Origin of the sequence: Butyrivibrio sp. YAB3001, assembly GCF_900112195.1 — a bacterium.
GTDB lineage: Bacteria > Bacillota > Clostridia > Lachnospirales > Lachnospiraceae > Butyrivibrio.
In genome coordinates this window covers 1-15,485 of the sequence record NZ_FOKR01000035.1, presented here as the reverse complement: position 1 = coordinate 15,485, position 15,485 = coordinate 1, and the positions used below count along the sequence as shown (strand labels likewise).

The 15,485-nt window shown below is 38.9% G+C and carries 12 protein-coding genes; 11 read left to right on the top strand and 1 reads right to left on the bottom strand.

Annotated features, from left to right (window positions below; genetic code table 11):
- Positions 1-318: 318 nt before the first annotated feature.
- From BM086_RS19680 to BM086_RS19660, 5 genes are all read left to right on the top strand, one after another.
- Positions 319-540 carry a hypothetical protein gene (locus BM086_RS19680; protein WP_092331906.1) on the top strand — a complete coding sequence of 74 codons (222 nt, stop codon included), beginning with the start codon at positions 319-321 and terminating at the stop codon, positions 538-540.
- Between the two features lie 87 nt (positions 541-627).
- Positions 628-819 carry a hypothetical protein gene (locus BM086_RS19675; RefSeq protein ID WP_092331902.1) on the top strand — a complete coding sequence of 64 codons (192 nt, stop codon included), beginning with the start codon at positions 628-630 and terminating at the stop codon, positions 817-819.
- 170 nt (positions 820-989) lie between these two features.
- Positions 990-1,427 carry a DUF4869 domain-containing protein gene (locus tag BM086_RS19670; protein WP_092331897.1) on the top strand — a complete coding sequence of 146 codons (438 nt, stop codon included), beginning with the start codon at positions 990-992 and terminating at the stop codon, positions 1,425-1,427.
- A 21-nt stretch (positions 1,428-1,448) separates the two neighbouring features.
- Positions 1,449-2,381, top strand: a complete 933-nt coding sequence (locus BM086_RS19665) for a hypothetical protein (protein WP_092331892.1) — start codon at positions 1,449-1,451, stop codon at positions 2,379-2,381.
- Between the two features lie 118 nt (positions 2,382-2,499).
- Positions 2,500-3,171, top strand: a complete 672-nt coding sequence (locus BM086_RS19660) for a lysoplasmalogenase family protein (RefSeq protein ID WP_092331889.1) — start codon at positions 2,500-2,502, stop codon at positions 3,169-3,171.
- Between the two features lie 11 nt (positions 3,172-3,182).
- On the opposite strand, the gene BM086_RS19655 is transcribed toward BM086_RS19660, so the two are convergent.
- Positions 3,183-4,643, bottom strand: a complete 1,461-nt coding sequence (locus BM086_RS19655) for an aldehyde dehydrogenase family protein (RefSeq protein ID WP_255367895.1) — start codon at positions 4,641-4,643, stop codon at positions 3,183-3,185.
- 157 nt (positions 4,644-4,800) lie between these two features.
- Between BM086_RS19655 and BM086_RS21165 the strand changes: the two genes are divergently transcribed.
- The 6 genes from BM086_RS21165 (at position 4,801) to BM086_RS19620 (ending at position 14,968) form a co-directional block, all read left to right on the top strand.
- Positions 4,801-5,955 (top strand): tocopherol cyclase family protein, encoded by a 1,155-nt coding sequence (locus tag BM086_RS21165; RefSeq protein ID WP_242952281.1) that lies wholly within the window; start codon positions 4,801-4,803, stop codon positions 5,953-5,955.
- Between the two features lie 3 nt (positions 5,956-5,958).
- Positions 5,959-7,854 (top strand): DUF362 domain-containing protein, encoded by a 1,896-nt coding sequence (locus BM086_RS19640; RefSeq protein WP_242952280.1) that lies wholly within the window; start codon positions 5,959-5,961, stop codon positions 7,852-7,854.
- A 222-nt stretch (positions 7,855-8,076) separates the two neighbouring features.
- The gene (locus BM086_RS19635) at positions 8,077-9,000 is read left to right on the top strand and encodes an MBL fold metallo-hydrolase (RefSeq protein WP_092331880.1); all 924 of its coding nucleotides are present in this window, start codon (positions 8,077-8,079) and stop codon (positions 8,998-9,000) included.
- Positions 9,001-9,039: 39 nt separating this feature from the next.
- Positions 9,040-12,285 (top strand): hypothetical protein, encoded by a 3,246-nt coding sequence (locus BM086_RS19630; protein ID WP_092331876.1) that lies wholly within the window; start codon positions 9,040-9,042, stop codon positions 12,283-12,285.
- A gap of 140 nt (positions 12,286-12,425) precedes the next feature.
- Entirely contained in the window at positions 12,426-13,124 is a 699-nt protein-coding gene (locus BM086_RS19625) for a polysaccharide deacetylase family protein (protein WP_092331872.1), read from the top strand.
- 404 nt (positions 13,125-13,528) lie between these two features.
- On the top strand, positions 13,529-14,968 hold the full coding sequence (locus BM086_RS19620) for an IS110 family transposase (protein ID WP_092321568.1): 1,440 nt from the start codon (positions 13,529-13,531) through the stop codon (positions 14,966-14,968).
- Positions 14,969-15,485 lie beyond the last annotated feature (517 nt).

The following is a 15,485-nucleotide window of genomic DNA, read 5'->3' as shown; positions in this document are numbered from 1 at the left end:
GCACTGTTCTCTGTCAGGACAAAAAGAAGACATGTACTCCTGAAAGAGTACCTCTCCGGATTTTTTTATTACAATGAGGTTGCTATTTATCAGGTTCTTCCGTATCATAGCATTGTGTGATGTATATCAGTATTGATTACATGCATAGGAGGAAGAGCGTGTCTTGCAGGATGTGGCTCTTCCTCTTTGTTTTATAGGAAACTACTATCTTAAGTATACGAAAAAAGAGTGCTGTAATACACAGCACTTTGATATAGATAAAAAACAGATATTCAGAAATTAATTCACCGCTTATTTGCGGTCGGATAGAATGCTAAAATGCGGGACTACATACTATTTGTTCTTGCAAATCTATCGCTTCCTCGAAAGAGTAAAATAATCGAAAATGAAAAGAATGCTATCCTTGAAAATCCAAGTGTTGGTAAGTATCCGCCGCGCCTACTATGTGTAGATGGAGATGAGTATAGATTGGATTTATGCAAGAGCGTTGCTTTGCAGGATTTCAATTATGCTGAGTTCTATGACGAAAAACATCGCTAAAACCTTGACTATTTCTTCCTTATAAGTGATGTATGGTATACCGCTGCGGCGGACAAATACTATATGTTCAAATAAGGAGGTATCGCAATGAATGCAGAAATGGCACGTCAGATTACAGAGCTGCGACATAAGGGACTTGGGTATAAGTCCATAGCCATAGTTGTTGGAACTTCTCGTGAGAATGTCAGGTACTATTGTAAGACACATAGCCTTGCAGGAGATGTTGAGCAGATAAAGGCAAACAGGAATCAGGGATATTGTTTTGGAAGCGTAAACTAAAATGGTTTACAAGTTAAATATGCATGCTGAGATTAGTGGTTGTTGCATTTTTTGCAACAACCATTTTGTACATTTGTAAAAATGATATAGTTCCGATGATAGGCGAAATGATGCTATAATATCATAAGATATACGAAAATAATGAGACTTCATTTATTAGGTGAACAAAAATGCTAAGAATATTTTTTGGTGAAAAAGAAGATGTAATGCATGGACCATCATGGTTCAGATTCAATTATGATGAAGAATGGCTGGCAGATCCTTTTGTGGAAGAGATGATGACTGATATAGATAAGTCACATTATAAGGGAGGACAGCTGATAGAAAGTGATGTTTTAGGACCAATTCCACCAGAGAAACTATCCGGTGGATTGCAAACTCTGATTTGCATTTATAAAAGACCTGATCTTGTTTTTAATGCCACAAGCTGTGGCGAAAATTGTGCAAAATGGCTTGCAGAGATTGGCAGAAGAGAGGATGTTACTGCTAATCTTAGATATTACATGCCTTTTGATGATTGTGGCGATATAGAAATTGAAATACTTAATGAGAACATCAAAGTGACTAATACCAAGGATTATATGCATGTAGCATTAAAATATGTCTGATGCCCAGGAAGTATTATATATATGAAGAATAAACATCATGTAGTTGTTGAATCAAAACGACTAAAATATGAATTTGATATAAATAGGAATATTACTGTCATTCAAGGCGATAGCGCTTCCGGAAAGACTACACTTTTGGATCTTTTGGGAACACATTCAAGATTTGGAAAAGAAAGTGGCATTAGCGTACAGTCAGATGTTCCCTGTGTGGTATTTGGTGGGGATACAGGTCTTTGGAAGATGATTTTAGAAGCTTATAAGGATAGTATAGTGTTTATCGATGAAGGTTATCCCTTTATATATTCCAAAGATTTTGCAGAGTTGGTACAGGCTTCTTCAAATTATTATGTTTTGATTACAAGACAGCCTCTATATAATCTGCCTTATAGTGTTCAGGAAATCTATGGAATCAGGACTACAGGTAAATATCACTATCCAGAGCAAGTCTACCATGAGTTTTACAGAATTTATAATGATTCAAATGAAACACTGGATAAAGAAGTTTTGGTGTTGGTAGAAGACTCGAAGCCTGGATATCAGTTTTTTTCTAAGGTGTGTAAGCAAGGTAAGTGTGTGAGTGTAGAAGGAAACTCACAGTTTGTTGGAAGAATCGAGAACGCCGAAAAGAATAAGAAAGTGGTTGTAATTGCTGACGGCGCAGCCTTTGGTGCCTATGTTGCCAAGGTTGCTGCTATAGCAAAGAGTAGAAAAGATGTAATGCTCTATTTCCCGGAGTCATTCGAATGGCTAATTCTCAAATCAGGAGTAATTGGAATTAAGGACTTGGATGATATACTTGCTGAGCCGGAGAAGTATATCGAAAGCAAGGATTTCAAGAATAGACAGGCAAAAGTAAGACCAGCAGTTAAGAAAATGCTTGATGACGCTCATAAGATGGAAACCGGAGAGCTTGAGTCAATGTCATATGATGATGTCTTCGGTGAGGAGGAATGATTAGTGGCAAAACTTATTATTTCTCCTGCAGCAGGTAAATATCTTAAAAAGATTAAGGATAAAAAGCAAAGAACATAAGTAATACGAGCAACTACTAGAAATAGTGGAGGGAATTGTTATGGGAATTGTTTTTTTACTAGCAATACTGTGTGAGTTATTTATGGTGATTTATGTCAGCATGGAAATCAAAGAGAAGTATCTTCCTGCTGTTATCTATAAAGGGATAGCTTCTCTCTTCTTTGTTGTCATTGGACTTGTGGGTAGTAGTGGTGGAAGAACTGATAACCTTGTAATCCTGGGACTGGTTCTTGGATTTATAGCAGATATTTTGCTAAATCTACAATATCTTTTAGACAAAAATGGAAAGCTGGTTTTTGCTATCGGAGCCATTGTGTTTCTTGCCGGGCATATAGCTTATTTTGCGGCAATATATCCACTTGTTTCAAATCATGCATTATTTCTTCTTTTGGGACTTGCAGTAGCAGTAGTCTTGGAAATCATTCTATTTAAGCTTACTACTGTGGACAAGGTGATGCTGATCTTTGGCATTATTTATGTGACTTTTGTAACACTCCTTACATCTATTTCCTTTGGAGCCTTAGTTGAGCGTATGACAAATTTTAGCATATTGTTTTTCTCAGGAATATTTCTTTTCCTTGCAAGTGATGTGGTGCTTATAGTTAACTATTTTGGACAGAGAGTTAGAAATAGCTTGAGGTTTTTAAATGGGGTTTTATACTATACAGGGCAGATTCTTGTAGCGATAAGTCTGATATGGCTACAGGGATGAAGATAAAAAGATCACCGCTCAAACCATTTCAACAGTTTCATTTTGATTTTTTCTGCTTTTCCGGTGTATGGATGTTCCCTTAGGGAAAGGTTCCAGAAAGTTTTGCCCGTAAGCACTGTCTGGGGATGAGTGAACTCGCGGAATCCCCATTCACCGTGGTAGGCTCCCATACCACTGTGACCGGTTCCGTTAAAGGGGACGCCCTTGACCATCATGTGTATACATACCTCGTTGATGCAACCACCTCCGTATTGAAGAGTATGCATAACCTTATTTGCCCAATTCATATCTTTGGTAAAAACATACAATGCAAGCGGATGTTCTCGTTCTTCAATGATGTCCAGTATATCGTCAATTTTGTCGTCCCTGTAAGGGACTACAGGCAGCAGGGGACAGAACAGCTCCCTGCGGACGATTTCCTCATCTGAATTAACGGGATAAATTATAGTGGGAGCATAGCGCAATGTATCACGATTTCCGGTACCGCCAAAGAGTATTCTGGGACGATATTGCTCCGCTGTCTGAGCGCATTTGTCATAGGCCGAGGCACTGATGAGGCGTGGATATTCCGTATTTTCCTCAGGGTGCTCGCCAATCTGTCTGATGAATTCGGCTTTTAGTTCCTTGAGAAATTCATCTGAAATTTCCTCTGCCACGGCAATCTGGTTGATATTGATGCAGACCTGCCCTGCATTGCAGAGCTTGAAAAAGGCAATTTTCCGCGCTGCGTCTTTCAGGTTTGCATCCCTTCGCACTACGCACCAGTTGCCTGTTTCGCCGCCAAGCTCAAGTGCCAGAGAAGTCAGATTTTTGGCTGCTTCTGCCATTACATGTTTAGCTACATTGGGAGAACCGGTATAGAAAATCTTATCAAACCGCTCGGCAAGGCACAGGTCAGCCACATCGTGACCGCCGTCTACAACGGTAATATATTCTTCGGGAAAGTATTGAGAAATACATTTTTTTAAGATTTCAGTACAGGCAACCGTCTTGGAACTGGTCTTGATGACTGCAGTGTTACCGCCTGAAATGCATGCTGCCAATACCCCTACTGACAGCAGTAGCGGAAAGTTGAAGGGGCTGATGATCAGTGAAACGCCGTAAGGCATCTTATAAACTTTGGTGGTAAAAGAGGGAAAGCACATGATACCGCTAAAATGGCGTTCAGGTCGTGCCCACCTACGCAGACCATGAATAGTCTCGTTGATCTCCGTAATAATGGGGCCGATATCACAAAGATAGGCTTCGACTTTGCTGCGTCCCAAGTCTTTTTGCAGAGCACCCAAAAAAAGAGCTTCGTTTTCAACCATCATCTTTTTTAAGGCCTTCAGGCTGTTAATGCGCCATTCAACGTCCAGTGTCTTTCCTGTTCTAAAAAACTGTCGCTGTTTTGACACAATGCTCTGAATGTCTTCTGCCGTGTAACCCATAGGTGCCTCCATACGTGTAGAATTCGTCTTTTGATTTCTAATATTATAACCTTTCGATAATTAATTATCAATATAACTTCCTTTTTAGAATGCTTTTGTGATACTATAAAGTTACATTTTGAACGAAAAAACACATATTAAACTGTGCGCTTCAAAAATGATTCAACTACACTAATAAGTAACCGTCAAGAAAAAACAAATGGGGGTATCTATGGCAAATATCAGTGATAAGCAGCGAAACCATTTCATGTTACGTGGCCCTTTGAGTAAAAGAGGCTACGATTGGTGGTGGCATTCCTTCACGGCAGAGGATGCGGAAACGGGAGAAGAGAAGCCCTTTTTTATTGAGTATTTTACATGTAATCCTAATCTTGCAGAAGATGAACCCGTTTTTGGACAACATCCGCATAGGAAGAAGGATGGCAAGAAACCTTCTTACCTGATGGTGAAGGCTGGCTGGTGGGGCGAGGATGCTACTCAGCTTCATCGCTTTTACGCATGGAAGGATGTTACTCTCCCTTACGATACAAATCTTAATCTCACTGCGCCTGAATGTAGTTTGACGGAATCGCATATGACCGGTACAGTTACAGTCTCTAAAGAAGATGCCGCAGCCCATCCGGAATATATGAGCGATAGCGGGAGTATGTCATGGGACCTGGATATTGACAAAAAGGTTGCTTTCAACGTTGGATATGGCGCGAGCAAATTTTTCCAGCGTCTTAACGCTTTTGAGATGTTCTGGCATGCCGAAGGCATGAAAACCGAATATTCCGGTACGATCATCTGCAATGGTCGAAAGTTCGTTGTCAGGCCAGAGACCAGTTACGGCTATGCTGACAAGAACTGGGGTGGCGACTTTACCAGTCCTTGGGTATGGCTTAGCAGTAATAATCTTACCAGCCTTCTCACGGGGAAAAAGCTGAAAAACAGCGTGTTTGACATCGGTGGCGGGCGTCCGAAGGTGCTGGGAGTAGCCTTGAACCGTAAGCTTCTTTCCGATTTCTGGTATGAAGGTAAGAGCTATGAATTCAATTTTTCCAAATTTTGGACATTTTGTCGCACTAAGTTCGAGTGCAGCGAGACCGACACAGCTGTTCTTTGGCATGTTCGGCAGGAAACGACTTCTGCAATTATGGATACTAAGATCACTTGCCAAAAGAAAGATATGCTATTTGTGAACTATGAGGCACCCAATGGCAAAAAGCTGCATAATCGCCTATTTAACGGTGGCAACGGTATAGGTGTCATTGAACTATATAGCAAGAAGGGGGGCAAGACCGAACTGATTGACAGGGTTGAGGCAAAGAACATTGGGTGCGAATTCGGAGAATATGGAGAATTGGGAGAATAATTCATGGCGGGGAGTTATGTTGTAATTGAAAAAGCACGTGAACTAGATTATTTGAAGGATTTTGTGGTGCTGCCGGATTCTTTTGGCACAGATGCCTATGATAAGAGAGAAGATGTTATCGCTATAAGGGCGTGCGTGGATAGCGCATTGGACCGCCTTGATGAAAAGACACATTTTTCCGGGCAGCTAAAAAACAATCGTCCGGTCATTATCAAGCCGAATCTGGTTTCCGTCTATCATAACAGTGGTTTTGACAAGGCAGACTATCCCGAGACCACGGACCCGCGTGTTTTTGAGGCAGTAGTAAGGTATATCAGTCGTTTTACAAATAAAATAACCATTGCGGAGTCATCAGGAAAGCCTATGCCTACACCTGCCAGTTTTCGGATAGCAGGCTATGACCGTATCGCGAAGCATTACGGTACAGGGCTAGTGGCGTTAGAACTTAGGCCTGTGGTGCGGTATATGCTGCCAAAGGCAGAGGTTATGAAGGAGATATATCTTCCGGACACACTTGATGAGGTGGTAAAAGGGAACGCCTTTTATATTTCAGTGCCCAAGATGAAAACCAATCTTTATACAGGTGTGACACTGGGTTTCAAGAATGCCATGGGTACAATCCCGTATTTCCTTAGGGAACGCAATCACAGCTATCTTATAAATAAGAAACTGGCAGATCTACTCTACCTCTTTAAGCCGGACCTGACTGTCATTGATGGTATTATCGGCGGCGAAGGCAATACCCCTGCTCCGGTGGATCCCGTGCGGGTTGGCAAGATTATCGCAGGTAACAATAGCGTGGAGGTAGACAGGATTACCACTCGCATGATGGGGTTTGATCCGGACAAAAACAAGCTGATGATGGAAGCAAAGAAAAGGGGCTTTGGAGACCCGGATACGGTAATTATTGGTGAACCCGTAGTTATTCCTTTCCGCCCGGCCATCAGTAGTTTTATGGATGAAAAGACAGCGCGGGAGTTCCCAAATTTGCAGGCACTGGCAGGGCACACCAAGAACGGTGCTCCGGTCATTAAAGATAAAGATACTGTAACAGCCGAGCAGGCACTGGCACTGGAACAGTCGTGCAGTGGAGGATGTCTTGCAGCAGCCAAGACAGGGCTTGACTATTACAACTATAAAAAGAGTGCGCGTCAGGATTTTTCTCTCTGCATCGTAGAAGGAGAAGGCGTGGAGCTTGAGGGAACACGATGGTGGTTTGATAAGATTGGGAAACCGTACAGCCTACAGGATATTGCAGCTTTGCCGATGCACCGCATGGCACTGGGCAATTGTGCTGCTGCAGCTCGTCCCAGCTGTGACTACTTCGCCGAGGGCTGCTGCGATCCCGCCAAATGTATGGCTGTGGTATGTCATGCCGCAGGGGTTATGATGCCAATCATGAGTCCTAAAAACAAGGGACTGGTGCCTACAGTAACCGGAATGCTTGGTACGATTCTCACCCGCCGCAGATTTATCCGCAAGGGTGAATATGTGGACTGCCCTCATGCTCAAGAGGACAGAATATTTCCTCTGCCTGAGCTGAGCGCAGAGGATGCTAAGAAGGACTATATCCCATGGCCGCTCCCTGCCATGTCTAAAGAAGAAAAAAAGGCGCAGTTGCGGGATCAGTGGAGGATTATGTTCTCTGCAATGGATTTTGGCTGGACTAAAACTGCACTTCTTGAACGCCTTGGCTATGCCCTGGTGGTTGTAGTGTGGATTGTAGCGTTGTGTCTTGCGCTTCTGGCAGATTTCCCATGGCTGCTTGCAGGAATTTTGCTTCTCCATTTTGTGGAGTGGCTTCATCGGGCGGAAAACCGGCCGCGACATAGGCGTTACAAATGGGAAATCCTTTGCCATGACAATGCTTTGGGGATTTGTCTGGTGGCTACCTCATAACAAGCAAATGAGATTCACGGCGGATATGAGTATCTAAAATAATGTAAAACAAGCAATAAATGTGATGAAATGCAGAATGTTGCTATGATATGATAATGACATGTGTTTCCTGGTAGGGAGCACATGTCTTTTTATGCAATACGAGGAAATTGAGTTGCAAAACAACTTGTTGTTCTGTTTGGGGTATTTGAGAAAAGGGTATTGAGGTGAGGAAAAAGTAAAATGATCAGATTTAATAATTTTTCAGAAGGTCAAGAGGATTTCTTCCTGATAGAAATAGTTGACAACGAAAGCACTACTAACATATTGGTTGACGGGGGAATTGATCCGGAAAACTGTTTAGATCATATTAAAAAAAATGTTGAAGGAAAACTGGATTACATTATATTGACACATATTGATCAGGATCATATTAAGGGGTTACTTAAATTGCTTGATGATAAAGTGGTGGAAAGTAAGGTAAAGGATACTGTCTTTGTGTATAACAAATTTACTACCGGAATAATATCATATAGGCAAGCAGAGAAATTTGAGGAGCTTATAAAAGGGAGAGAAATAATTTGTTCATATAGGGAGTATCAGTATAATTCTGGAAATGCAATTTTTTTAAGTGCCGAACAAAGAAGAAAGCTTCCCAAAAAAGAAAAAAGTCAAATTTATATTACTTTTTTGTCACCAACAGCTCGAAAAGAAATAGAACTACTTTATGACTATTATCAACAGTATAAGGAAAAACACAAAAATCCAAGTGGGAATGAATATGTGGTAAATAAAAGTTCTATTATGTGTCTTATTGAATTTGAGGAGGCATTATTACTGATGACAGGGGATGGATATTTAAAAGATATTCTCCCTACAATTGAAATGCTTACCGGTCCAAAGACTATATGCCCGCTTTCAAAGAATGTATTAATTAAAATTCCGCATCATGGATCTTATAAAAATAATGAAGGACTTGAAGAAATAATAAAGCTTATACCATGTGAAAAATTTGTACTTACAAATGTGGATAAAAAGTCTCTGAGTAAAAATAATGCTGTTAAAATAGCAGATTACATTTTAAATTTATCCCAGGAAAAAACGATTTATAGTAATTCGGAATACGAAGGATTAAACGCAGATGATAAACAGTCTATAGAATTATAAATATTTTTTATTCAAAAGGATATATGGGGTGAGGACGGTATGGATATTAATCAGAATATAGTCAGGATAAGGACCGCTATGCAAATGGGGACGGGGATAATATATCCTTGTGAGCCAAGGAATGAGAATTTTGAAGAGCATAATTACATAATTTTTACAAATAGACATTTGATAAAAGACATTCCATTGGATGGAAGTGAAAGCGATGAAGACGGTGTTCTTAAATATTTTCAGTTTGATATATACAACAAAGAAGGTAGAAAATTAGAAATTAGCTCAGGACAGGAAAAAGAAAACAAAGTCACAGCGGAATTATTTTATTCAGCCACTGAAAACGAAAATTTGCAAGAGGATGGAGAAAACTTGAAAAGTGTGGAAGACATTGCTGTGATACTTTTGTCTTTTCATCGAGATATAGATCTTGATTTGGAAACAAGGATTTTGTGGGAAGATGATGACATTGTGGATATCTGTATGGAAGGATTTCCGCAAGTACTGTCAGATAGTGATATTTCTTCGAAACTATTGGTAAATGGAATCTATAAATCTGTTTTTCCGTCAAACTCCAGAATAGGCGTGTTTCAGATTAAAGATGATTATCATTGGTATAACAATTATATGGACTACAGGTTATTTCAAGGATTTTCAGGAAGCCCAGTTTTTCAGAAACTTCCTGACCGGGGAGTACGTCTTTTGGGGATGAATCAGTCTGTTTTAAATCTAGAAAACGGCGAAAATCCCTTTAAGCTTATGTATTACTATAAAATGCCCTTTATATTGGAATACTTACGAGAACAGGGATGTATTTTGTTTAGCAAGGAGAAGGATGAATCTGCAAAGATTCGATGGATTGTTAAAGATAAAAGTAATCGTGAAGAGAATGATCCTAATCCTCCTACGGATGGAAATCAGGGTGATTTAACTCTTCTATTGTTAGGTGCAAGTGGGGCAGGAAAATCATCTTTTGCTAAAAGTTTTTTACTTCATTCAAATTATATAGATTCCACAAATGACGGTCAGACGACCAGATCAAGTGTAATATATGAGATAAGCAAGTATCAGGAGAAACCAAAAGCAAAAATAAAGTTTTTGAACCAGGAAAAATTTGTGCAACGCATGAAGCTATTGAATTATCATAATTATCTGTATTATATATGCCGGGAGGTATTCGGTGAACAAAAGGAAAAAACATTGGAAGGATATTTAAGATATTTTTGCTATGTTTATTCCTCAGAATTGATTAAAAATTGTCCGGAATTTGAAAAGGAAATTAATGAATGCAATTCGAAAATCAATGAATTGTTTTATGAAAAAGGTAAAAAGTTAAAGAGAAAAGATCAGGAGAACAGATATTATATAGATAATTTAGAAAAACTGTGTGAAGAAATACTTCAGTTAAAACTTAGCGAAAATAAGTCTGGAAAAAAAGATTTTAATTTTATGCAAACGGCTTTATTTGAGACAATAGAAGGACAAGAGGACCCCAAGAGCTGTTTTAACAAAATATTGGATTCAGTAGAAGGTTTTTTTGATAAATCAGATTTCGATTTTTTGGGAGACAGCCAAGATAGTGCTAATGAAGAGGACCGTCGGTTAGATAATGAGTGTGGCCAAGAAAAAGAATCAATACAAGGTTATTTTGAGGATCATTATAGGGGAATACATCGCGAAATTATAAAAAAAGTATTTTCAAAGTATTTGATTAAGCGCAATAACTATGAAGTGGAATTGAATTTAGACGGATCATTCGAACAGAGAAGTTTTTTGATGTATTCGTTACAAAAAAAAGGCAAAAATTCATTAACAGGCATGGTTGATTCAGTAACTATAAGCGATAGTGTATCCAATGAGTATGCTTTTATATTTGACGATTTAAAGATTTCCAAGCTTAATATGATAGATACCTATGGATTAGATCATGCAGACTGGAATGCTGACAAAAATAATGTTCTTAGCGATATGGTCTATAGTTTGAATGAAGATAATATTTTGAAATTTGATTCTAATCTGGCTGTAGTCTATGTGAAAAAGCTTGATTCGGGAAAGCCGACAGAATTACATAATATAATACCAAGTATATTTGAATTGATTCCTATGGCCCCTATTTATTGTGTATTCACAGGATTAGATATATTTTTGGGGACAGATATTGCTGAATTTAAGTCGGCAGAGCATTATTTTAGTAATATTAGAAAGCCAAAAAGTTACGAATATATTATTAGTGAACAATTTGAAGAAGATTTAAAGGGTAAACGACCAAAATATGCAGGATATATCAATAGTTTATACTCTACATTGAAAAATAATCTTATTACTGTTTCACTGGATGAGGATACATTAAAAAATAATTTTAATATGTATGAGAATAATAGGGATGAAGTTTATAAATTGTTAGCTTCGATTTCTATGAATGAATATTCAAACATGGTAATCATACCGGATGAGGTAATTGCTCAAATTGATTCATGCAGTGAGGCCATTACCGACTTTTTGAGAGAAGTATTTAAAAATGCTGAGGTGGACTGGGAAAGAATTCATTGGAAGACAGCTCAGGCCAATTATACTCGAATTTCGAGACGGATAAAGTTAGGCTATTGGGGGACATATCCACACCAGTGGAATCAGTTGTTTCATATGGGGTATACCAGTACTGTAATTGAAAAAAGTAATATTTTAAAAATTTTTCAAAATAATAATGAAGAGCAACAAAAAACGGACGTGTATACAAAAGAAGTTGAGCTGGCATTAGATTCCTACATCAGAGATATGGAGCAATTATTCCTTGGAAATCAGAGAAGCTTAAGCGAATTCAGCGAAGGAGATTCTGAGTTTAGACTATTACTTGAAGAAATGTATGATGAAGGGAATAAAAAAGGTACATATAAGATTAATCCGTTTAAATTATATGAAGAAATACAGCAATCAAAAGGGTGTGATAAAGATGAAATTGAAAGAAAAATCAATGAAAGGCTAATCAAAGTGTATTCAAATTCAAATCTTGGTGATGAATGCAGTGATATTACCATTTATTTAAAAAAGGCATTCTTGACAGATGTTTGCAATTTTTCGAAAGGTTTTAAATATATTTCGGATGAGCTATGTGATTTATTTATTAGGTCTTTGAAGGAACAGATCAATATTACAAATGCGAAAAAAGCAAAAAATATGATAAAGATAAACAGAGAGTTTATTGCAGATTATTTAGAAGCAAAACATAAGTTTGAATCAAAATATACTGATGTTAAATTTGAAACACTTATTAAGGCATATATTGGTGCTAAATGATGATTTTTTCGATGAGTAACTGTTTAAAAATGAAAGTTATCATGTTTTGATTCCCCCTTTGACAAATTAAGCTGTTCTATTACTATAGACATAGGATTAAGGCAGTGATTACTTACGATAAAAAAACTAGGAGTGGAAAAATGAGAGCATTACTGACAATAGACGATTTTTCAAGCAAGAATACCCCGGCGATTGTTGATTATCTTGAGAAAAATAAGGTACCATTCATATTTTTTGCCTGGGGACAGAATGTGGAGAGGTATCATGAAGAAGCTTTATATGCTGTGAAAAAGGGGATTATCATCGGAAATCACAGTTATACTCACCCGCAGTTTTCTTCAATTTCTTTTGAAGAGGGTGTAAAAGAAATTGAGAAATGTGAGGAAGTTCTAAACAATCTTTACAGTGAGGCAGGAGTTGAAAGAAAGTACAGACCGTTCCGCTTTCCGTATGGGGATAAGGGCGGCGCAAATAAGGAGAAACTCCAGGAGTATCTCGCAAAGCAGGGATTTGATAAAGTTGATGACACAGACATTAAGTATGAGTGGTGGAAAGAACAGGGCCTTGCCGCAGATATAGATACGTTCTGGACATTTGATTTTGCTGAGTACAATATACGCCCTAATAGTGGATTTACTATTGATGATGTGTTTAAAAGGATGCATGAAGAAAATCCTGTAAATGGCGGCGCCTTGTTAAAACCGGATAGCTATAACATGCTTCTTCTACATGCCCATGATGAGACAGAGGAGATGGAGCCTTTGTACTATCAAAGATTTATTGAGGATTGCCTTGCGAATGGAGTAGAATTTGTAGCTCCAAGATTTATTAGAAGGTAAGAGTTATCATATTCTATAGTAACCGACAGATAAATATGCCGTTTACTATATAGCCTCAGATGATAAAACATAAAAAAGAATCAGTCTCTTACAAGCTGTTAAGAGGTTGATTCTTTTTTTTGTGTGCGAAATCGACTAGAAGTCAGCCTAATCGATTGTCATTAAGAAATTGCTCTGCTGATTTTGCTGTGCAACTTAATTTCACTAAATAACTGTATGAAAAAAAGAAAATTACTTATTGACTTGGTTGTTACAACCGGGTTTATAAAATCATACGTATTTGAGTGAAGGAGCTTCCTGTAAGATATAAACAGGGGTTGACCTAAAAAGAATACCTCAAGTAAAGTTGGATTGTTACTGACCTGGCAGTTGGTAATAATCCAAGAATACGAGAGGTATCTAACATGAATGCTAAGGCAAAGAACAACAAAAATCAAGTAAGCAACAACTTTTCGGTGATAAATACTTTATCTGCCGAAGAAAGACAAACCAGAGTGGATGATCTCTTAAATACATTGCAGGCTAAGACCTGGCATGATCTGGAGACATCAGGAAAGTTTGATAAGAATGCCAAGCTCTCATTTATATCAGATGACATGCTTATAGTTGGATGCGATATAGGCAGTGAAACCCACTATCTGAGGGCTATAGATAGAAAAGGCAGAGAACTCAGCAGAAAGCCATTCTCTTTCCTTAACAACGAGGAAGGATTTGAAGCCGCAAAAGCTTGGATGGTAGACCTTGCTGCAGTAAATGGTAAGGAACAGATAGTACTTGGACTTGAACCTACAGGTCATTACTGGTTTTGCGTGGCAACATGGCTGATAAGCAATGGTATCAGTGTGGTGCAGGTAAATCCATATGCAGTAAAACAGACAAAAGAAATCGAGGATAACAGCCAGCTTAAGGATGACAGAAAAGATCCCAAGGTCATTGCAAACCTTGTTATGAACGGAAACTACGGTATGCCATATCTTCCGGAGGGCATCTACGCTGATCTGCGTAGTCTCTCACTTCTAAGGAGCCAGCTTGCTGAGAACAGGATCCGCAGCATAAACAGGTTACACAGGCTGATGAAGATTTACTTCCCTGAATATAAGGACGCATTTGGGAAAACAGATGGCAGCTTTGCAATGGAGATACTTAAGGTTGCACCGTTTCCAGAAGATATAATCAGGCTGGGTGAAGATGGAATCAGAGATATATGGCACAAGGCTAAGCTTAGAGGACGCGGCTATAGCAGGGCTGCTGAGATTTTCAGGTATGCCTGCGTAAGCATAGGCAAGAAAGAAGGATCAGAGCCGGACAGATATTCAGTAAAGTGTCATGTTGAAGATATCATCTCATTGGATGAGAGGCTTGCGACAGTTGAAGCTGCAATCAATGAAAAATGTATGGAAATACCCCATGCAGAGAACATCCTTGAAATATCAGGACTTGGACAGAACATAGTGGCTGGAATCATATCTTCAATGGGAGACATTGAAAGATTTGATGATGCAAAGGAAATACAGAAACTCAGCGGATTAAATCTTGTAGCCAACAGTTCAGGCAAGCATAATGGCGAAACAAAGATAAGCCATAGAGGACGCAAAGAACTGCGAACCTGGCTGTTTCAGGGAGCTAAATCGGTAGTGGCTCATGCTCCAGAATTCCAGTATATACATGAGTATTACACTACCAGAGCGAAAAATCCACTAAAGAAGATGCAGTCGTTGATAGTTATAGCATGTAAGCTTCTTAGGATCATATTTACAATCCTGAAGAAGGGAATCACCTACGATCCACAGAAGATGCTTAATGATATCAAGAGATTTGAAGAAGCAGAAATAGTGGCTGCATAAGTAAGAATTATATTCCGGAATCCTGCCGAGCTACCGAAACTTATCGGTGGTTGGTCAGGATTCCGGAGAGGAATCCAGTAACAGCAGGAGCGAGTCTTCTGCATAACATAGCTACCAACTTACAACAGGATGGATTGCGTCCACCGACTTATCGGTACCATTCAAAGCGTAGATTGGTCAGTAAAGGACAACAAACAAGAGCTGTAGCTGGCGGTGGTTTTATCCCTAGGGCATGACCCTGTGTAGGAGCTTTGCTGGCACTTGGTGTATGAATTGGCTGGACGAAGGAAGTTGGGACACGATCCCTTTAGACACGGAAGGTTAGCCATCATAGTTAATCAAAGGAAAAAAGGCCTTTATAGAGCAAACAAGAGGATGCTTTATTAGTGCTACCTTAAATCAGCTATTCAGTACAGGATACTATGACAATTCATCACCTTTGGCTCCTGTTTTGAGGAAAAACAAAATCGTCAAAGCCAGTAAAAATCGTATTTTCAGGCTTGACAGAATAGGAAGG